21 protein-coding genes are annotated in these 19390 nt (G+C 58.4%); 10 read left to right on the forward strand and 11 right to left on the reverse strand.

Annotated elements, in window-relative coordinates; translation table 11 throughout:
* The first annotated feature begins 53 nt into the window (after positions 1 to 53).
* The 6 genes from RGQ15_RS10320 (at position 54) to RGQ15_RS10345 (ending at position 3160) form a co-directional block, all read left to right on the forward strand.
* Positions 54 to 314 (forward strand): hypothetical protein, encoded by a 261-nt coding sequence (locus tag RGQ15_RS10320; protein ID WP_311160135.1) that lies wholly within the window; start codon positions 54 to 56, stop codon positions 312 to 314.
* A 75-nt stretch (positions 315 to 389) separates the two neighbouring features.
* Complete coding sequence (locus RGQ15_RS10325) at positions 390 to 1208, forward strand: hypothetical protein (protein WP_311160136.1); 819 nt, start codon at positions 390 to 392, stop codon at positions 1206 to 1208.
* Positions 1205 to 1630, forward strand: coding sequence for a hypothetical protein (locus tag RGQ15_RS10330; RefSeq protein WP_311160137.1), 426 nt, complete (start codon positions 1205 to 1207; stop codon positions 1628 to 1630). The genes RGQ15_RS10325 and RGQ15_RS10330 overlap by 4 nt, the downstream gene beginning before the upstream one ends.
* Positions 1617 to 2105 (forward strand): hypothetical protein, encoded by a 489-nt coding sequence (locus RGQ15_RS10335; RefSeq protein WP_311160138.1) that lies wholly within the window; start codon positions 1617 to 1619, stop codon positions 2103 to 2105. The genes RGQ15_RS10330 and RGQ15_RS10335 overlap by 14 nt, the downstream gene beginning before the upstream one ends.
* A complete protein-coding gene (locus tag RGQ15_RS10340) occupies positions 2095 to 2595 on the forward strand; it encodes a hypothetical protein (protein WP_311160139.1) in 501 nt (166 codons plus the stop codon). The genes RGQ15_RS10335 and RGQ15_RS10340 overlap by 11 nt, the downstream gene beginning before the upstream one ends.
* The gene (locus RGQ15_RS10345; protein WP_311160140.1) at positions 2576 to 3160 is read left to right on the forward strand and encodes a hypothetical protein; all 585 of its coding nucleotides are present in this window, start codon (positions 2576 to 2578) and stop codon (positions 3158 to 3160) included. Before RGQ15_RS10340 ends, RGQ15_RS10345 begins: the two co-directional genes overlap by 20 nt.
* 331 nt (positions 3161 to 3491) lie before the next feature.
* Here the strand turns inward: RGQ15_RS10345 and RGQ15_RS10350 are convergent, their stop codons facing one another.
* The 4 genes from RGQ15_RS10350 to RGQ15_RS10365 form a co-directional block, all read right to left on the reverse strand.
* On the reverse strand, positions 3492 to 5654 hold the full coding sequence (locus RGQ15_RS10350) for a coiled-coil domain-containing protein (protein WP_311160141.1): 2163 nt from the start codon (positions 5652 to 5654) through the stop codon (positions 3492 to 3494).
* The gene (locus RGQ15_RS10355; protein ID WP_311160142.1) at positions 5654 to 6370 is read right to left on the reverse strand and encodes a hypothetical protein; all 717 of its coding nucleotides are present in this window, start codon (positions 6368 to 6370) and stop codon (positions 5654 to 5656) included. The genes RGQ15_RS10350 and RGQ15_RS10355 overlap by 1 nt, the downstream gene beginning before the upstream one ends.
* Positions 6371 to 6373: 3 nt before the next feature.
* The gene (locus RGQ15_RS10360; RefSeq protein ID WP_311160143.1) at positions 6374 to 7072 is read right to left on the reverse strand and encodes a hypothetical protein; all 699 of its coding nucleotides are present in this window, start codon (positions 7070 to 7072) and stop codon (positions 6374 to 6376) included.
* 239 nt (positions 7073 to 7311) lie between these two features.
* Positions 7312 to 7821, reverse strand: a complete 510-nt coding sequence (locus tag RGQ15_RS10365; protein WP_311160144.1) for a hypothetical protein — start codon at positions 7819 to 7821, stop codon at positions 7312 to 7314.
* A gap of 193 nt (positions 7822 to 8014) precedes the next feature.
* Between RGQ15_RS10365 and RGQ15_RS10370 the strand changes: the two genes are divergently transcribed.
* Together RGQ15_RS10370 and RGQ15_RS10375 are read left to right on the forward strand one after the other, a co-directional pair.
* On the forward strand, positions 8015 to 8395 hold the full coding sequence (locus RGQ15_RS10370) for a toll/interleukin-1 receptor domain-containing protein (protein ID WP_311160145.1): 381 nt from the start codon (positions 8015 to 8017) through the stop codon (positions 8393 to 8395).
* Positions 8396 to 8407: 12 nt separating this feature from the next.
* A complete protein-coding gene (locus RGQ15_RS10375) occupies positions 8408 to 9037 on the forward strand; it encodes a hypothetical protein (RefSeq protein ID WP_311160146.1) in 630 nt (209 codons plus the stop codon).
* Positions 9038 to 9188: 151 nt separating this feature from the next.
* On the opposite strand, the gene RGQ15_RS10380 is transcribed toward RGQ15_RS10375, so the two are convergent.
* The 7 genes from RGQ15_RS10380 to RGQ15_RS10410 all read right to left on the reverse strand — a co-directional run bounded on the left by RGQ15_RS10380 (position 9189) and on the right by RGQ15_RS10410 (position 16618).
* Positions 9189 to 9662: a hypothetical protein gene (locus RGQ15_RS10380; RefSeq protein ID WP_311160147.1), complete on the reverse strand. Its 474-nt coding sequence runs from the start codon at positions 9660 to 9662 to the stop codon at positions 9189 to 9191.
* A 664-nt stretch (positions 9663 to 10326) separates the two neighbouring features.
* Positions 10327 to 12687 carry a non-homologous end-joining DNA ligase LigD gene (gene ligD, locus RGQ15_RS10385; protein WP_311160148.1) on the reverse strand — a complete coding sequence of 787 codons (2361 nt, stop codon included), beginning with the start codon at positions 12685 to 12687 and terminating at the stop codon, positions 10327 to 10329.
* A 115-nt stretch (positions 12688 to 12802) separates the two neighbouring features.
* Positions 12803 to 13192, reverse strand: a complete 390-nt coding sequence (locus tag RGQ15_RS10390) for a hypothetical protein (RefSeq protein ID WP_311160149.1) — start codon at positions 13190 to 13192, stop codon at positions 12803 to 12805.
* Between the two features lie 382 nt (positions 13193 to 13574).
* On the reverse strand, positions 13575 to 13988 hold the full coding sequence (locus RGQ15_RS10395; RefSeq protein WP_311160150.1) for a hypothetical protein: 414 nt from the start codon (positions 13986 to 13988) through the stop codon (positions 13575 to 13577).
* 232 nt (positions 13989 to 14220) lie between these two features.
* A complete protein-coding gene (locus tag RGQ15_RS10400; RefSeq protein ID WP_311160151.1) occupies positions 14221 to 15504 on the reverse strand; it encodes a sensor histidine kinase in 1284 nt (427 codons plus the stop codon).
* Between the two features lie 26 nt (positions 15505 to 15530).
* Entirely contained in the window at positions 15531 to 16193 is a 663-nt protein-coding gene (locus RGQ15_RS10405; RefSeq protein WP_311160152.1) for a response regulator transcription factor, read from the reverse strand.
* Positions 16190 to 16618, reverse strand: a complete 429-nt coding sequence (locus RGQ15_RS10410; RefSeq protein ID WP_311160154.1) for a PepSY domain-containing protein — start codon at positions 16616 to 16618, stop codon at positions 16190 to 16192. The genes RGQ15_RS10405 and RGQ15_RS10410 overlap by 4 nt, the downstream gene beginning before the upstream one ends.
* A 133-nt stretch (positions 16619 to 16751) precedes the next feature.
* Between RGQ15_RS10410 and RGQ15_RS10415 the strand changes: the two genes are divergently transcribed.
* Positions 16752 to 17618, forward strand: a complete 867-nt coding sequence (locus tag RGQ15_RS10415) for a hypothetical protein (protein WP_311160155.1) — start codon at positions 16752 to 16754, stop codon at positions 17616 to 17618.
* Positions 17619 to 17762: 144 nt separating this feature from the next.
* Positions 17763 to 19388 carry a glucan biosynthesis protein gene (locus RGQ15_RS10420; protein WP_311160156.1) on the forward strand — a complete coding sequence of 542 codons (1626 nt, stop codon included), beginning with the start codon at positions 17763 to 17765 and terminating at the stop codon, positions 19386 to 19388.
* Positions 19389 to 19390 lie beyond the last annotated feature (2 nt).

A 19390-nucleotide genomic window follows, 5' to 3' on the forward strand; every position in this document is an offset into this window, starting at 1 on the left:
ATATTGGATCTGCTAAAAACTTGCTTTAGCAATGCAATTAAGGAGCAAGGCAAGTGTTAATCCGTGCAGCCTTCGTGGCTATTTCCGTTGCGTGGCTTTCTGCTTGCGGGAATATGCACGAAGTCGAAGATGCCATGATGCTGACAGACAAAAAGGCTATGGCGGAATACGCGGACAAGGATCGCCTCAATTCCATTCGTGAAACGCGGAAAAAGATCGACGCAATGCCGCGCTGCTCGACCGTAACCACCACTGGATATATCAGAGGATACGGATCGACTTATTCGAGTTTCCATACCTGCGTTTCTTATTAATCCGCCGCAGTCTTTGCTATATGTATGAGGTCGTCTTGCTATAATGTTTGCAGCATTCATAGCGGGATTGACCCTATGCGAAACCAACCCATTCCGATTATCCTGCCCACCGTCACCCTAAAAGACGGAACCTCGGTAAAACTATCTGCCGCGTTCACTCAAAATGCCGCGAAGTTTGCCCGTGACGCCGCTGCCAAGACCGCTCGTGATCTTGAGGACGGCGACACCATTTCCCCATCCGCCGATGTAGCTGCCGCCTCTCGCGCCCTTGACGGGTTCCGCGAGGCCAAGGCCGTGCTGGATGGGGCAAAGCGTCTGCTCGAAGCCCATCGCGTGGCTGTCGGCATCCTCGAAGGCAACGGCATCAGCTATCCGGCCAGCCTCGCCGCCGAGCCTGTGCTGGCCACGTCGCTTGAGATCAGGGCCGCCGCCGACAGCCTGCGCAGCTTCGACCCCGAAGCCGCCGAGGCCGATCTTGGGCCGCTGGTGTCGCAGCTTAAGGAGATGCAGGTGACGCTGGCGCTAGACGTCACCACCGCCGAAAAGCGCGTCTCAGCCGCCGAGACTGAAGCACGGCGTTGCGTCGGCGCGGCCTATGCCGCGACAGCCGGTCACAGCATTGCGCAGAAGCGATTTGCAGACGCCGGTCTCAAAGACTGGCTACCGAGGGACTGGCCGAAAGGCATCACGGTCCTTGGTGCAGCGCAACTGGTCGAGGACGCTGTGTCGCAGCGCCGCATGTCGCGGCACGAGAAGCGCAACGAGAAACGGCACAGGCAGTCCCAGACGCTTCTTGCACTGGAAGCCAGCCGCCAGCGCGAGGCCGCGATAGACGCCAAAAACGACGCTGCCGCTCAGGCCGTGGCCAAAATCATGCAGGAGGGTGCAGAATGACCGAGGCACCTTGGGAAGCCCGCGACCGCGCCAAAGCCGCTGGATCGCTGCCTGTTCCTGCAAAAACCCCATATCTGACGATCAAGCGCCACGAGGCCAGCCGGAACGCGATGATGGAAGCGATGGCGCTGCTCATCAAAGACGAGCGGGCGTTACATGCGACGCAGCTTGCCGAAATGCAGCGGCAGATGGACGGTCTCAAGGCACAGATCAGCGACCTTGGCACCGCGCTGAAACAGACCGCTGCACATGCACCAGATGCGCTTTACCTGAGCGCGACCACGGCCCGTCTCAAAGCCCTGAAGACCGGCATGAGCAGCTACGCGGTATCGTTCATGCGTCATCGCGCCTCGGTGGACGGCCCGGCCGGTGCTGTTCTGACAGCCGCAGTCAAAGGAGGCCGTTCACGTGCTCAACATTGACCCCGCATTGCGTATCAAGACCGAGCGCAACGTCAGCCGCGCTTTTGCTGGCTGCTTTGCGCTGCATAACATGAACCGGCGCGGATATGGCGATCTGGTGTTTGATCTGACGCCGGACAAGCTGTCTATGACGTTCGGCAAAAGCACCGAAGAACATATCAAGGTCAAGGTGCGGGCGCTGGCATCACTCGGCCCAATCGCGCTGCTGCCACTAGATGAGGTCAGGCGCATGGTCCGATACGGCACTTACCTCAGTTCGGGTGTCCTGTCGAAAGACGACATGCGGTTTCTCCAGCAAGCAACGGTGAAGCCTTCGGATTGTGACGCCCTGATCTTCTCCACGCTGACCTTCCTGCAAAGCAACCAGAAGTGGTTCAGCATCTTGGTCGAGAAGATCGCCCTGTATGACCGACTGCGCATCGAAGCCAATGAAATGGTGCGCCGCCGTGCAAGGAGCCAAGACAATGCAGTCTGATATCAACCACGAGCTTTCCCACGGCATTGCTGCCTGCCTGTCGCTGGTGCGCCACGACCATACGGGCAAGCATTACGGGTCGATGATGGTTCACCTCAAGCCGACCGTCATGGGCACCCAGTTCTCAGATGAAGTGCCGACATTCCTGCGCCGCAAGGTGAATGCGCTGTCAGCACTTGGCCCCGTGGCGCTTTTGCCGAAAGACCAACGCCGAAGCATGATGAAGCGGCAGTTCTTCGAGACCAGCGGCCTGCTGTCGGAGTCGGACGTTTCAGTCCTGCATGACACCGTTCTGACCACCGACGAGCGCAACCAAGTCATCTGCGCCACCGCCGAGTTCTTCTATCGCTATGACCACCAGTTGAAGCAGGTCGCGGCACGGCTGCGGCAGGAAGGCGAAATCCGCATCCTCGCGCCGCTTCTGGTGCCACGGGGCATGGCAAAGAAAGCCAACTTTCGCGGAGGCATTGATGCGCGAGCTATCCAGTAAACGGCGTGTCATCCATGCAGCGCAAATCGCCCTCGGATATGCCTATGACAGCTTCCGGCGCGGTGAGATCGGCGGGGTCAAGCAAGGGCTGATCGTCACCACCGCCACCTGTTACAAGCAGGCGATGCCGGTCAGCAATTTCGCGCTGTTCACGGTTTTGGCGCTGAACCAGTTCCGCAATGGCAACATGACCATCGTCACCGAGGATAAAGCCGAACAAGCGGTCTGCGAGGGTCTCGTTGACGCGCTGAATGCGACCGGCGGTCAGTCCGATCTTAAAGAGGCGATGCTTCTTGCCCAGTTTATCGACGCGCAGGATCTCGACATGCAGATGGTGGCCGAGGCTGACGACAATTCCGGCCTGCTGGTCTTCGACTTCGCTGATCTTGCGCTGGTGCTAAGTCCGGCGTTCCGCTGCCTGCGGGGCATTCATCTGAAAAAAGAGTTCGTGCCGCCACCGAAGGTTGACGCCGGTATCCTGCGCCCGAAGGCCTATGCCGTGGCAGACAGCGCCATTCCCGATATGCCGAAGATGCTAGCTGCGATGGGCGTCAAAACGCGCTGATTGCCGTGCGCGTAACGCGCGATGATGGCTGTCAGCATATGCCCCGCTATAGGGGTAGCCGAGCGCAGCAAGGGCCGCTCATCGTGCAGGCTATGCAAGGGTTGGCACGATTTTCGTGTCAACCCCGTCGGGGCTTGGCTGAAGGTGTCAGCGATTTTCGCTGCCACCTCCAACTGCGGGGTCGAGGGCGACAACCCTAACGACCGCTTTGGGAATTGGCTGAGGGTTGCAGCGATTTTCGCTGCAACCCCGCAGCGGACGCTCTATGACAAACGAAGACTCGCCGAAGCCGTTGAGCGCGTCCCCGACCTCCTAGGCTACATCGACCGCATTAGATCGGCTTCCGTCGCAACCCAAAGTTGGCCTGCATCTGGCGGTCTAGGCGGCCGGTGGTAATCATCGACCGGACCTTGTCCTCGATGTAGAGGTCGATGGTCTTGTTGCCCATCGGATCGGTGGACTCCTGCGTCGTCACCTGCGAACCGTTCTGGTTGTAGACGTTGATGTTGGTATCCCCGACAAGCTTGTTGCCGCCACTCGACATGCTGTCACCAAGCATCGGCATCGGGGAAACGCTGCGGGCCGCGACAGCACCCGCCGAAAGCGTCCGAACGCCCGCGTCCATAGATGGCAAAGACGGTGTCTGGACCATGTAGCGCGGCGCTGCTACCGAGGCGCTGTTGATGGTCGGTGCGCCCGGAGGAGTGCCCATTGCGGCGAGAACCCAGTCGGTCAGAAGCTGGGTGAACTGCTGGACCTGACGGCTGAAGATGAACTTCGCCATGTCCTTAAGCATGGAGTCGATCATGTCATTAAAGGCGTCTTTCGCGTCGATGGTGCCGTCCACGAGACCGTCGAAAGTCTGCGTGAAACTATCGCCCATGATGGCGATGAGGTCGTCCATCGCTGACACGTCCCTCCAGAATTCTTGGTAGAACCGATCCAGCGCGATCTGGGCATTCGCGATCTGCTGGTCGTCGAGAAGCCCCTGCGACTGCAAGGCGTTTACGGCATTGACGAAGCTGTCAGTTTCGCGGAATAGCCCCTCCATTGCCGTCGTGGTCGCACTGATGCCAGCTTGGTAGTCCTGTTGCAGCCTGACGATATCCTGCTGCCGTTTCTTCTCGTCGTCTTGGATCTTCTGGCGGGATTTCAGGATTGTGTTGCGCTGCTGCTCAAGCTGGTTCTGTCGCGTGGCGGCGGCAATATCTTCCTGCCGGAAGGACTCAATGTCGGCAAGAACCTGAACGGCGTCAGGGCCAGGAATCACGGTATTGCGGAGGTCGTCGTAATAGGCGTTGATGCCAGCGATTTCCCCAGCGAGATCGGCGGCTCCCTCTGATGCCCCGCTTGCCAACGCACCAACCGACGCCTCCATCTTAGTCAGGTCAATCTGGGTGCTGCGGGCCGACTGCTGCAAGCCGTCCAATGCCGAACGCGCATCATCGAGGTTCTTGGCGATATTGGCTGTGGATTCGTCCTGCTTGTCGGTCTCGTTGGTAATGTTCTTGAGGACCGCGTCGGCGTCTTTCAGATACTGGTCGATCAGTGCCCGCTGCGCCGCGGTGTCCGTGGTCGTTTGAAGCTGGGTTATGAGTTCGTCGCTGATGAGGTCAAGCGGCTTGAGTGCAGCCACAGCCTTGACGCCGAGGTCGCCGATAACATCGGTTCCAGCGCCGCTTGCAACTGCGCTCTGGTAGGCGTCAACGGCCTTTCCTGCGGCGATGATCTGGTCGGCGGTCGCACCGTAACGTTTCTCAGCGTCGGCAATCTGCTTGTTGAGAAGCTTGTAATGCCGTTCCGCGATTGAAGCATTGTCGCCGCCAGCCTTGATCTGTTTCGCGTATCCTGCGGCAAGGGTCTGGGCGTTCTGAAGGTTGGCCGCCTCCTTCTGCAATCCGCTCGACATATCGGAAATGGCTTTGGACGATGCCGCAAGGGTCTTCTCAAGCTTTAGCCGCTCGAACGAGGCCGATACGATGTAAAGCTTCTGCAAGCCCTGCGCGGCGGCTATGGACTTCGGACCTAGCTCGCCTAGCGGAAGCTGCGCCTTGTCGAGCGCGTCCTTCATCCGGTCCATGCTGTCGGCCAGCTTCTGCGAATTATCCGCCGCCTGCTTCATCGGGTCTTTGGACTTCGCCAGCACCGTCCAGGCGGTTGCAGCGACAGCGGCGACGGTCACAAAGACTGTGACCATGTTGCCCATGCCGACCAGCATCTGCGGCACCTGCTGGGCAAAGATGACCAAGGCACTGGTGCCCATCTGCATTTGGACGGCCATGTCTTGGATTTGGTAGCTGAAATTGGCGACGTTGACGCTGCCGCCCTTCGCAGCATCGCCGGTATCTTTTATGGCCTTGGCTTGAGTTTGCAGCGCCCTGTTGGCATTGGCGGTGGCCTGACTGGTTTGGGCGACCAGCTTCTGGTAATCCTTGAGCGACTGATCGCCAATGACGGCGACCTGAATAGTTTGCTTGACGTTGGTATCGGCCATTACCGCGCTCCGCGTCTGCGTTTCTTGGTAGAGGTGTTCGACGTGTCATTCTGGGCAAAGGCCCCAATTGGGCCGATCTGAATGACGGGGCTGGCCATATTGTGACCGGCGTTCTTGAACACCACGTAGATGAACCGGCAAGCAACCCTATTGCCGAACTTGGCCCGAACCATCTTTGCAACCGGCCTGATAACACCGCCGCGTATGGTTTCGGTCTGGTAGTAGCCTTTGGCGAAACCGCGCTCAATCGTGCTGGCGTATTTGGTATTCGGCCCAATGACGACTTCATCAGTCGGGTCCAGCATTTCTGCATTGAGGTAGTTTGAGTTCTGCGGAACACCGTTCACATAGATAGTCAGGCTTCCGAGATATTTGCCGGTGCGATAGGGCGCCCGCTTCGCCATTTCCCGCAAAGCATATTTGGCAGCGTCAACCACAACCACCATATCGGTATTGGTTGTGGCGTGCCAAGTCAATGAGAACGGGATACGAAGATATTCAGGTCGGATTGTCTCGAATTTGCGTCTGGTTTCACTGCCGCGATTGCGCAGGATTAACTGGTAATCTTTGGGATCGGACGGAAATTCGCCTTTGCGCTGGAATGTCTGCAAAAACTCCTTTGCTTGTCCCAGCGCATTGGCTTGCGCTTCCAAGATCGCCGCATTCGCTGCCTTGGTATAGTTGACCGGCGTTAAGCGAACGGTGATCTGCGCCATAATCTATCCCGCCTGTGACGTATCGATTGGCACATTTGACGCATGTTGCAGGACGCGCAGACACTTGCTCAGCACGAGACTGCGGCGTTCTTGTGCAATATCGTCGTCCAGTGCAAGCTCGTGCAGCGTCTCACGCATCGAAGACAGCGGATAAGGCGTCATCAAGTGATTGAGCAGGAAGTCGCTGCTTAGAACCACCGGATTATCCTTGGTTGCTCCGGCAATCATGTCTTGCACATAGGGCAAAGCACGAGTGCCGATCAGTTCGGCAAAGATGATGCCGTCGATGATGGTGAGACGCGACAGTTCCGAACGCGGCAGTTCAGGGCCAATGCCTTCGGACCAGACAAGATTGGAGTCTTCGATCGCATGGCGCAGCGCGTTCTTGGTGCCGAACAGACGCTGTAATGCGAGGCCTTGCACACGGCAAAAGAAGGCTTCCGTGGCGTATTCATCGACGAACTTATGCAGCGTGAGGCCGACTTTGCTAGCCGTGGCGTCAATGAAGGTGGTGCGGCAAATTTGCTCGCAGGCCAAATGCGTGTTCGCCAGATCGAATAGGCTGCAAATGACCGGATGGATGGAAATACCCATTTCCGAGGATGCACGGAAATCTGTCGGGTGGTTTCCCTGTTGCTCCGCTCGCTTGAAGCGCTCAGCGGCAATATTGGTGATGTTGGACGGTTCATCAGATGGAGGCATGATCGCGCTCGCTCTATGTTTGTGCTACTACATATAGTAGTTTAGCACAGAATAGAGGGTGACAAAGCGCAATATATAGCGCATGAAGGATATTTTAATTGCCCAAATATCGACCGAGCAAAGGCGTTAGGCAGAAACCGACGACAGCGGGCACGGATAATCAGTGACCGCTGGGTCAGGACCGAGGGCGCCCATTATGGGCGGCTGACTGCTAGGGCGCCCATAATCGGCGCCCTGCATCACCACCGCTGGGGTTCACCTGGTTCGGGATACGCCCGCATGAACTCCGACATGCTCATGTAGCGCTGGGGCTTTGGGCAAAAGAAGCTGCGGCCATCTGCCGCCACATAGCGGTAGAGTTCGGCTGACTGCTGCTTCAGCGCGAGGCTGTGGCTGTCTGCCGCCCAGTTCCGGCGATACAGGCGGATGATGCCTGCCGCAACGGTGTCGCGGTCGAGGCCAGTCAGGTCCACGACGAAACCGAGGTGGCAGTCCTGGCGGTTTGGCTGACGGGCAAAAGCCAACAGGTCGATGCGGGCATGAGAGATGTCGCGCAGGCGGTCGATGGCGACAGAAGATGATGCGGGACTGCCGACCATCGCGGCCTGAATGGAGCCGTGCAGAACGGCGTTCCAAAGGCGCAGGCAGTCCTTGGCGCTGACCTCGGCGGGGTCGAGGGGTTCGAGGGGCGCATCGACGGCGTTTATGGGCGTCGAACTCGGCAGGTCGAAGAGGTAGGTTTGCTGCATGGGGATCGTCCGATCGCATAGGCGGAAGCTGCTGACGGTATTATAGCACCGCAAGGCGATGCCCCATAGCCGAGACTGCTGGTGGAGCGCTCAAATTGAAAGGGTTGTAACTGCCTCGGCACCTCAACTACGATACAGTGAGCTTTCAAAAGGTCATAACCTAGGCCCCAACTGCGTAGCTGTGTGTCAATATATGAAGATATTCATTTCTCACTCCTCTAAGAATGCAGACTACGGCAAGGCTTTGGTCGAGTTTCTAACGTCAATCGGTGTTGCGCATAACAACATCACATTCACCAGCGACTCCGCCTATGGAATCCCGTCGGGTGCGAATATTTTCGACTGGCTAAAAGGGAAAATATCAGAAAAGCCCTTCGTGATATATCTTCTATCGCCAGAATACTTTTCCAGCGTAGCTTGCCTGAATGAAATGGGGGCTGCGTGGGTTATTGAAAATCAACACATATCAATATTTACGCCGGATTTCGATATTGATGGGTCGAATTTCCGAAATAGCGTGCTTGATCCTCGTGAGATGGGATTTCGCCTTAACGACCGCGACAGAATTACCTAGTTCGCAGATGAAATGAAATATCGCTGCAACCTCCAAACCAACCCTGTCATGATAAATAGGGCATGTGATAAGCTCGTGGCAGCAGTAAGCGCGATTAAGCCCGCTGCCCCCCCTCAGACCCCGCGACTGCAATTGGCAGTGAGCAACTCTAATCAAAACTCGATAAAGCCTCCTCCTCAAAAGCCAAGCCCACCTCCAGCACAAAGCTCAACCGTTCAAGGTTCGGCGAATAGAAGGCTGACTCCGGATGAGAAGTTCTTTAGTGATTTCGAGGAGGGAAAGCTTAAAGATGAGGAAGTTCTACTTATTCACTATGCTTCGGAGACTGGCCGTTTTAGCCTTGGAGTCGGCTGGAGGACTGACGAGGAGAGAAAAAGGATAGCGGAATGGGAGGAGCTGAATCAATACAGTGACACCCTATCAAAGAAATATGAATCTGCACTGAGTCGCTTGGAAGTTCGCAACCTTACCTCCGTCTCTGAAAGAACATCACACGGAAACCCCAGACAGGTGGACTTCGTAGATGGGCTAAAGGAAAGGATGCTAGACTTGCCGGATAGCCTTCACGAACGAGCCCTGGAAATTATCCAGCGTGATTTGGAGACTAAAGATAAGGCAGATGAGAATCCGTTCCCTTTCTGATGGGCCGGAAAAAACCCTTAGGCCCAGCACAGAGTTGCGCATAGCAGGGGCTGGGCAGGCACGATGATGGCAACGACGCTAGGCGCAGCTAGTGGGGTAGCGGGGACACCGAGATGCGCCTCTGCGGGCCTTACGCGCATTGTGGCAACCTCTAGACCCGTAAGAAGTCGTCGCTTTCTTCCAATGCCACCAGAACCTCCATGCATGTATGAAGGACATCGTGCAATCTACCATCAGGCGTCGTAACGACCACGGTTTCGGGCATGTCTGAGAAAGTCGACCCGTCTGAAAAATAACTTCCGTCGCTGAAGGCTGCTGCATTGCCTCTGACGAGGTCTTCAGCCTTTAATCCGTTCAATGCATGATTGCGATGCCGCCTTAGCTCCACATGCTTACCTGCATTGGCAAGGGCTTGTATCGTTTCGAATTTTGGAATGCGCTCGGCAATAATCTGAGCCGCCACATGAGGCTGGAGATTTCTCGTATAAGCAAGAACATCCGCGAAATGGTAGATTATGTTGCATGACGCAATTGCGAGATCGTAGCTCGTTGGCTCGGCTGCAAACCTATTACACATTGGACGTGCCAATTGCTCAAGGTAGATCCTTGGACGCGAAAAGGCCATCTGAGCCCCGTTTGAAAATGCCGTTGGTGGCAGATTACCGACAGGATAAACCTGCGCAAGTGACTTAACTCAACTCCTCAATTCAGTATGCAATCGTATACTGAGCCATTCAAATATTCGTTCGTGTTGGAAGACGCTGACCCCGCGCGCTCCCGCCCCCAAACGCTGTTCTTCTCCACCGCCCCCCCCCACCTAGGAGGCCCCGCGCCATCCGGCCCAGCACCATCCATCCGCGCCAGCCAGTGCGGTCGGTCGGATGCGGTTGCGCCTCGGCAAGAAGACCTCCGTGCCACGCCCGCACCTCGGTGTCAGCAGGGCAAGAAAGCGGGCTGCACGGTAAACGCTACCTAAGTGCGTTCTGTAATCTCTATACAATGTTATTTTTGCTCCCTTTTTTTTACCTATCAATGTTTCTTATACTATACCGTATATACCGTTGCAGTAGTGTTAATAATATAAGATAAGCCCATAGAAGTATTGGCTTTTTGGGCCGCACGGTATCCGCTGCACGGTATAGTGCACGGTATACCCGCAGCACGGTATTTTCTCCGCTGCCAAGCGGATGTCGCTCGAACTGGGCAAAAACATACCGTGCAGGCGCACGGTGCCGTGCAGCACGCTGCGCCGCGTCTTGTCCGCAGCGCAGCCATCTTTTCAGATTGGATCAGAAGCCGATTTCGTCGTCAAAGTAGGGCTTCCTGCTCACGTCAGCCGGTGCCGGAGTCGCCTCGGCATCGCTTTCGGGCATGTGTTCTGCCAGCTTCTCGGGGTCAATGCGATACCAGCGAATCCTTGGGCCAATCTCCTTTGCCCCAAGCTTGACTTCGTCCTTGTTCTTCCACCTAGCGCCTTTGTCGATCTCATATCCGACCTCACGCAGAGCGGCCGCGATCGCCTTCTTGACGTAATCCGCTGCCGTCTCGGGGATACCAAGGAACTCGCGGACCTCGGCGATGCTGACCACCAGCAACGGCTCTTTGCGTGGAACCTTCTTCACCTTTCGGCCATGCTCGTCGATCTGCCACCTGAAGCAGATCATTTCGAGGATGCTTTCGACGTAGGTATTCCGGTCCTCGTGCTGCTTCTGGACCGGCGTCGCCAGTTCTTCCTGTTCCTCGTCCGTCAGCCACCACTGCTTGCCCGAACGATAGGCGTGAACGGCCTCGGCCCAGAGCTGGTCGCGGATCGCCTCGATGCCGTCGATATCGAACTTACCGACCTCGACGACCCAATACCGGCGATTGCCCGTCTTGTCCTTGAGGAAACCCTCATCTGCGGTCGGGTTGAACGTGGCAATGAAGATGCACTGACGCGGATACTTCTCGTAGACCGAACCATAGGGCTTTCGGAAGTTGTCCTCGGTCCGGCTGATGAACGCCTTGGCTTGGTCGTAGGCCGTGCGGGTGTAGCTCGCCATCTCAGCCATTTCGATGATCCAGTAGCCCTGCATCTTATGGGCCGTGGCGTCGTCCATCGAGGCCGTGATATCGGTGTAGAACTTCTTCCCCGCGAGCGTCTGCACGAAGGTGGTCTTCTTCGTGCCCTGCTTGCTGACCAGCGTCAGCATGTTATCGACACGGCATCCAGGCTGGTAGATGCGGGCAACCGCGCCGATCAGGGTCTTTTCGGCGACCGCACGGACATAGGGCGTATCAGCCGCCTGGGCGTAGTCGGTAAGCCAGCGTTCCAGCCTTGGCACCCCGTCCCATTCCAGCCCGTCAAGGTATTGGCGGATCGGATGATGCGGGTTCACAGCGGCAACGAGTTCGATGGCCCGCCGCGTGTGGTCGATTGTTGCCTCAACCCCAAGGTGCGACAGCTTCATCTGGATGTGGGTAATGTCCACATCCGTGATCTGACGCGGAATCGGCCAATCGGGTTTGCCTATGACGTCGCGGACCATATAGACCTGCCGGTCAAACTCCGACCGTGACAGGGCCTGCATCAAATCCGGATGGAAGTGCAGCATGGCGACGACATTGTTCAGCGTCGACTTCAAGGTTCCGTTCGGGTTCTTTGTGGTCGGTGGGGTCTTCTGTAGGTGACGCTGCCACATGGCGTCGAAAAGTCCGTCAGGAGCCTTCCAGCCCGATGCCGTGGCCTGCTTGAACAAGGTGCGCAGACGCGCTTTGTCAGCGTCTTTGACGCTGCGCCACTTCTTTTCGCAGGCATCGGCACCGTCGAACTTTTGCCCCGTCTTGGACCAGTTCAGCCACAGATCATACCCGCCATCTCCCCAATGCTTCTTGAGGCAATGGGCCATGCGGATCCAAGTGTCGTAGTCGTCCGCGTCGAGATAGGTCAGAGCTTCCTCGGCGGCGCTGCGCAGCGCGGCCTCGTCGATACCGGCATATTCAACCGCATCCTCCTTGCCGTCTTTCGGAAGCGGATCAGCCTTGAAGCCCAACGGCTCCGAGTTGAACACCACGTCGCCGCTGTCACACGGCTCCATGTTCTGATCCAGCCAACAGGACTGTCTGCCGAGCGGCAACGAGAGCGCGGTGCCGACGGTGCCAGGCGCGACGAAGTGCTGCTTCGGCAAGACCTCGACATGCCCAGCCGCGATGCCACGGTTGCCGACCTTGAGACCGGCGTCCTCGACCACATACTGGCCAAACTGGCACAGGGTCTGGGTCGACGGAATCTTCTCATCCCAAAGCACCCAGATATGGATGCCGTGACCGCCGCCGCTGCGGAACACCATGCAGCTCAGGCCGTAGCCTGTGAGGACCGCGACAAGCGCCCGCGCAGCGTCCTGCACCTGCGGCCAGTTTTCCCCCGCCTTGTCGTCGATATCGAAGACGAGCGCCGGAGAATACGCCGAGCCTTGGGTCTGGCTGAACATTCCGAGCGGCACACCGCCATTGCAATGATCGGTAATGAGGTCCGCGGTGATCGGTTTGTTCACATAGCGGTATTTCTGCCTGCCTTCGCTATCGGTCCACCCGAGGTTGTAGTAGTCCGCCACAAGAATACTTGCGATTTTAGTGACGGCATCGTATTTTGATTGTGCAACAGGAGACATTCAAATCCTCCAAGGGTTGAGGTTTTAGCCAACCTTTCTCCTTGTTTCACCAGACCGAAGGGGCCGATGTTTCTCGCATCGGCCTTTTCCTTTGAGGCTCCGGTCTGGCTGGTATTCATTTTCTGGGCGTTTCAATTGGCGGAAGGTATTCAACTCCTGCTTTGCCCATCAGCTTCCGCCACAAGTCGGGCCAATAGATTTTGGCGAACGGTGCCCAGCGATCGCTCAGCCCGCCGCCCACCACTGAATCCCAAACTTCTTTCCAGTCGGAATAGGGAAACATTCCCATGATCTGGTCGGCGGTCGGTTGTTTCTTGACGACGAAAGCCGCCCTCGTTTCCCCATGCTGCATGACAATCCTGAAGCGGGTTGCCGCGACATAGGCATCGTCGAGCGGAACCGGAGACCCATCGGTATACTCCAATGCCGGCTTGACGATTTTTATTCCCATTCCCGTAGCCATAGTTTCTCCATTTGCAAAAACGCATATCAGCGCTTGCACCATTTTCGATTTCCGTTATGCTGATAACAGCCCCGAAGTTATCAGATGGCGCCTTGCGGTTAATTCTGCGGGGCGCCATTTGTAAGTTTAGACCCTGCGTCTAGGTCTACAAAGACTTCTTTTAAGGCCTATTCAGCCATCAAGATATTCCCCACCGCCGCCAAACATTAACATCGCCGTAGCGGAGATAATCTCACCTGCTATACTGTTTTTGCCCGCAGTCCGAATAGCCTGAGGTTTGCATCGCCTTACGCCATTCAGACTGACCGCTTCGAGCCGCCTGCTGTGGGACGTTCAGCCGGTAGAGATCAGCGGGGGCACTTGGGCGGCGATTGCGACAGGGACCTACCACCCATGCAGCAACCGCCGCCCTCTTTTTGGGGCGCTAGCCGAAGCGTTCCAGCAGCATCAGTTCGTCCTCGGACTTGAAGGCCTGCGCACGGACCTGCTCGATGAGCTTGTCCAGATGCGCTTGGCTGACCACGGTGCCATTAGACTGGATGATGGCCCCGATGACGGGGTTCAGCGGCATCCACGTTCCATCGTCACGTTGCAACTCGTAGTGGTGCACCATGCGGACGCGAAGCGGGCCACCGTCATCGGTGATGCCCAGTTCCTTTTTGAACGGATGGCAAAGAAGGCTGTAGAACAGCAGTTCTTGCCGGTCGGCGAACGCCTTGGGGCCGTGCAACGAGACCTGAATGATCGCGTCCAGATCATACATCATGTCTTCCATCGGATGCTCTTCATCCAACCCATCGGGGATGGGTATGTCGAGCAGCTCAAGCATTCCGGTCATCGTTACCATCCTTTGCCTCCTTTGTTGGCTTGGAGCCCTATGGAGGAACGATCCGTTGCGACTGGCAAGAGCCTGTTTTAGAACGGATTTTGCCGTTTCAGATCGTTTTCGGACGGCTCAAAAAAGGAGCAAGGAAAATGCAGCAACTACAGACGGATAGGCCGTTTGAGCTTTTTATCAAACGGTAAAAAACCTTCACGAAGCGATTGCGCATAAATCGGGCAGAGGCGGATCAGGCGGGCAATTCCATGGTTGCCGAAAGCCCGCCGATCGCGGCGCGTTCAAGATGCAGCCGTCCCCCGTGCAAGGCGGCAAGATCGGCCACGATCGCAAGTCCCAGGCCCGTGCCGGGCGGCCCGGATTCGTCAAGCCTGCCGCCCCGCGCGATGGCTAGCGCGTGATCCTCGTCGCTCATGCCTGGGCCGTCATCTGCGATCGTGATGCGCAGCCGCGTCCGATCCAGTTGCCGTCCGTCGATCAGGATCCGTCGGTCTGCCCATTTTACGGCGTTCTCGATCAGGTTGCCGATCATCTCTTCAAGATCCTGCCGCTCGCCTGCGAAGGCGAGGCCGGGTGGAAGGTCGATCCTGACCTCGATGCCGGAATCCTGGATCGGGCCCCGCAGCACTAGAAGGATGTCGTCGACGACGGGCGCGATTTCAGTGCGCTGGCCAAGCAACCGCGCCGAGCCAGAGCTTCGCGCTCGCCGAAGGTGCCAGCCGATCTGGCTGTCCATCCGCGCGACCAGCGCATGGCCGGGATGGTCCCGGGGCAGGCTGTTTTCCAATGCGGCAAGCGGGGTCTTGAGCGAATGGGCCAGATTGCCGACATGTTCGCGCGTTCGCGCAAGCACCAGGCGGTTCTGTTCAAGCAGGCCGTTGATCTCGGTTGCCACAGGCCGGAGCTCGGATACGCGGGGGAGGGGAAGCCCGTCGGCCTTGCCGGCGCGGATTGCACGCAGGTCGCGGCCCAGCCGGTCAAGGCTGCGCAGGCCCGCAGCGACTTGCAGAACGCTTGCCAGGGACAGCGCCATGCCCAGAACTGCAAGTGAAATGGCGAGCGGGCGACGAACGCGGGCAAGGCTTGCGTCGATCTCGGAGCGGGGTGCCGAGACGACGACCGCAAGTTCGCCGGTGCTGTCCGGCAATGAGAAAACATGCCGCAGGATGCGCAGCGGCTCACCCCCCGGGCCCGTGCCGGGGCCGCCAATGAAATCCGTGTCGGGTGGATTCATCACGTTGTCGAAAAGCGAAGCCGATTTTGCCACGACACGGCCTTCCTGCTGCAATTGCCAGAACCAGCCCGAAAGGGGAATGTCGAAGCGCGGATCGGTCGGCGCGGCCGAGACGACAAGTCGTCCGGTTCCATCAATGCCCGATCCCGCGATCAGGGCGTCGGCTATGGCCTCGGCCTCGGCATCGAAGCGATCGGTCACGAAACGATCGAGAATGGCCGCAATCGCCAGATAGCCGACAAGCAGCGCCGCCCCTATCAGCAGAAAGGACAGTCCGATCAAACGCAGCCTTATCGAATCGCCGGGAATCAACTGGCGACCCGCAGGACATAACCTTCGCCGCGCCTCGTTTCGATGAGCCCCTCGCCGATCTTTTTTCGGAGCCGCCCGATCACCACTTCGATCGACTTGAAGTCGCGATCCGCAGCGGCATCGTAGAGATGATCTGAAAGCTCGCTGCGGCTTACGACGCGGTTCTGGTGATGGATGAGGTAGGACAGGATGCGCGTCTCGAACGCAGTCAGCCGCAGCGCCATTCCATTTCGGGTGATGACGCCCAATTGGCTGTCCAGTCGCAAGGGGCCGGCCTTGATCACCGCCTGCGCGTGACCCGCGGCCCGGCGGACCAGGGTTTGTGCGCGGATCACGACCTCTTCCAGGCGAAAGGGCTTCACCGCGTAATCATCGGCCCCCGCGCGAAAGCCCGCGACCTTGTCGATCCAGTCCCCACGCGCGGTCAGGATCAGGACGGGCATGTTGATGCCAGTTTCGCGCCAGCGCGTCAGAACGTCGATGCCGGGCATGCCCGGCAGGCCCAGATCCAGAATCGAAAGGTCGTAGCTTTCCGTCGAGCCCAGATATTCCCCCTGGATTCCGTCATGCGCGATGTCGCAGGAAAAGCCGCCATCGGTCATCGCCTGTTCGATCTGAGCAGCCAAAACCGGATCGTCCTCGACGACGAGACATCTCATTCTTTTTCCCTCGTGCTTCGCCGCGCGCGTGTCAGACCCGATCCCCTGACTTCGAGAAACGCCCCGGTCTGTGCATCCAGGCGGATCAGCAGGACGTCACGTTCTCGTGTCAGCAGCTTGAGTTCATGTACAAGCTGAACGCCCCGTTCGTGCTCTTCGGGACGCGGCGCGCGCAGTCTTGCGGCGATCAAGCGGCCATGGAAGCGCGCCATCGCGATATGCATGGCATCCTGCAGGGGCATAACGCGCAGGCCGGGATCTTCCATCATCTCGAATTCCAGGTCCAGCTCGTCGCGTGCAGAATTCTGCAGCGGTTCGTTGGGTTCGGAATGGAGCATGTCAGGCGCGCCCAAGAACATTCCGACTGCCAGAGCGGCGGCCAGAACATTGCGAAGAAGCTGGGGTGTCGGAAGGGTCCTGATCATGCGATGTAGATATTGCGTGAAAACCAAACGAAACCCAAACGACATGTTGGCGATTGGTTGGTCAGACTCGCGATAGATGTGATTCGCAAGGGGCCGTCGCGCCCCGACTGTCAACGAAGACCAGGAAGACGACATGAGCAGATATTTTTCCTCATCGGTTGCCACCGCAGCATTGCTTGCGGTTCTCGCCGGACCGGTTTTGGCTCAAGAGGCCCCCGCACAACCTGCCGAACAGTCGCATGGACAGGTTCAGGTACAGGTTGCGATCCCGCAGGCCCTGCAGGATGCGGGCTTGACCGACGTCACCGGAAAGCCCTCGCGTCATGGTCAGAGGATCGAAGGCAAGCTGCCCGACGGCACCGAGATCGGCGCGATCCTTGACGAAAGCGGCGAATTGCGCGGCCTGCGCAGCCACGGCGAGCAGCCCCTTCCCGCGACGCTTGTCGAGCGCCTGGTGCCCCAGACGGTCCGCAATCAGCCGATCTTTGCCGAGCTCGGTCAGGTTCAGGCGATCTTCATCAACGAGCGGGGCGTGATGCTGGCCGGTTCGGATGCCCAATCCAACAGCGTGCGCGCAGCATTCGCCGAAGACGGTACCCTGCTTCGCTTCGGCCGCGGAGACGACCGCGCCAAGGAGATGGGGGGAAAGAAAGGCAAGGGCCATGGTCCCAAGGGCGACGAGCACGGCGCCAAGGGGCATAAGGGTCCCAAGGGCGACCACATGCGCGAGCACAAGGCAGAACGCCATGGCGAAAAGGGCGAACGCGGCCGTCAGGGCGCGCCCCGCGCCCAGGGCGACATGCCGCCGCCTCCGGCTTCTGGGGACGCGCTGAGCCCGGACCAGGTTCGTTCGAGCCTGTCGCAAGCCGGTTACACGTCGGTCGGCCAGATCCTGCAGCAGGGGCCCATCACCATTGCGCAGGCGACGAACCCGGAGGGAGAACCCGTTCTGGTTGAAATCGCTCCGAATGGCGACGTGGTACGCGAACTTAACCGCTGATCCTGTCGCCGAAAACAGAAACGCAAGAGAGAAAGGGCGCGGTATCTCACCGCGCCCTTTCTATTTGCCGTTTTTCATTCAAGAATTGGCAAGCCTTTGCTACCCGACGTGAAATGGCTTGCCTGATGACTGTCACAATGCCAAATGCGCTGCGAAATTCAGGCCCTTTCGCAGGCCGATACCTGGGACAATTCGATGCATCGTCGTGATTTCGTCATCTCTGCCGGAGCGGCACTGACCGCCGTTGGCGCGCTTTCCTCGGGCTTTGGCCCGGCCCACGCGCAGGAGGCCCCGCCAGCTACGCCGGCCCCGCCTGCGGAAGAAGCCGCTCCGGCCAAGCCCTTCGGTTTCGAAGATGTCGTGGCCATGGCTCAGGACCTCGCGTCGAAGCCTTATGCCTATCGCGATGCCGATCTGGTCGGCACCTTCGGTAATCTGACCTATGACCAGTATCGCGGCATCCGGTTCCGTCGCGATCGCGATCCCTGGACGGGAAGCCGTGACTTCGCGCTGGACCTGCTGCCTCCGGGCGCGATCTTTCATGAGCCGGTCGATATCAGCCTGGTCGATGATGGTGTCGTCATCCCGGTGAAGTTCGACCCCCACATGTTCGAATTCGATCCGACCATCTTTCCTGACGGCGTCGATTTCGAAACCATCGGCAATATGGGCTTTTCCGGGTTCAGGCTGCGCGCCCCCCTCAATCGCCCCGATGTCATGGATGAGTTCGTCGTTTTCCAGGGCGCGAGCTATTTCCGAGCCGTCGCACGCGGCACGCTCTACGGCATCTCGGCCCGGGGTCTTGCCATCGGGACCGGAAGCGCCGAAGGCGAGGAGTTCCCGCTGTTCCGTGGCTTCTGGATTCACAAGCCAAGCACGCAGGACCGCTCGGTGCTGATCCATGCCTTGCTCGACAGCCGCTCGGTTTCCGGCGCCTATGAATTCCGAATCACGCCCGGCGCCGAGACCGTTTTCGACACGCGGGTGGCACTGTTTCCGCGCCGTGACATGAAGAACGCGGGCATTGCGCCTTTGACGTCCATGTATTGGTTCGGACCGACCGACCGGACCCGCGTCGACGATTATCGCCCGGCGGTCCATGACAGCGACGGGTTGCAGATGCTGACCGGCGCTGAGCAGAGACTTTGGCGGGTGCTTTCGGGGCATAGCACACTGCAAACCTCGGCCTTCATGGATGAGGACCCGCTGGGCTTCGGACTGGCGCAGCGTGCGCGCAGCTTCGACGCCTATCAGGATGCCGAGGCGCGCTACGAAAAAAGGCCGTCGGCCTGGATTGCCCCACAGGACGGTTGGGGCCGCGGCACGGTTTCGCTGGTCGAGATCCCGGTCCAGAACGAATTCAACGACAATATCGTTTCCTTCTGGCAACCTGCGGAAGTGTTGAAGACGGGGCAGCGCTACGATTTCAACTATCTGCTGAGCTTCGCGCCCGAGCCTCCGGACAGCGCGCCGATATCGAGGGTTGTCGAAACCATGTCGGGGCAATCCGTCAACAACCCGGCTGCAAGGACATATGTCATCGACTACGATCTTGATGTGTTCGGCGCAGACAATCCCGAGCCCCAGATCAGGACGTCTTCCGGCAGCATCGGCCATAGCTATCTGTTGCGCCTGCCCGACCAGGGGCGGATGCGTCTTGCTTTTGAATATATTCCGGAAGGCGCGAAACTTGCAGATCTTTCAGCGGTTCTGAATGGGCCGGAGGGCCCCCTGAGCGAAACCTGGATCGCCCGCTGGACGCGCGAGTGATA

The sequence above is a fragment of the Paracoccus sp. MBLB3053 genome (genome assembly GCF_031822435.1).
GTDB lineage: Bacteria > Pseudomonadota > Alphaproteobacteria > Rhodobacterales > Rhodobacteraceae > Paracoccus > Paracoccus aurantius.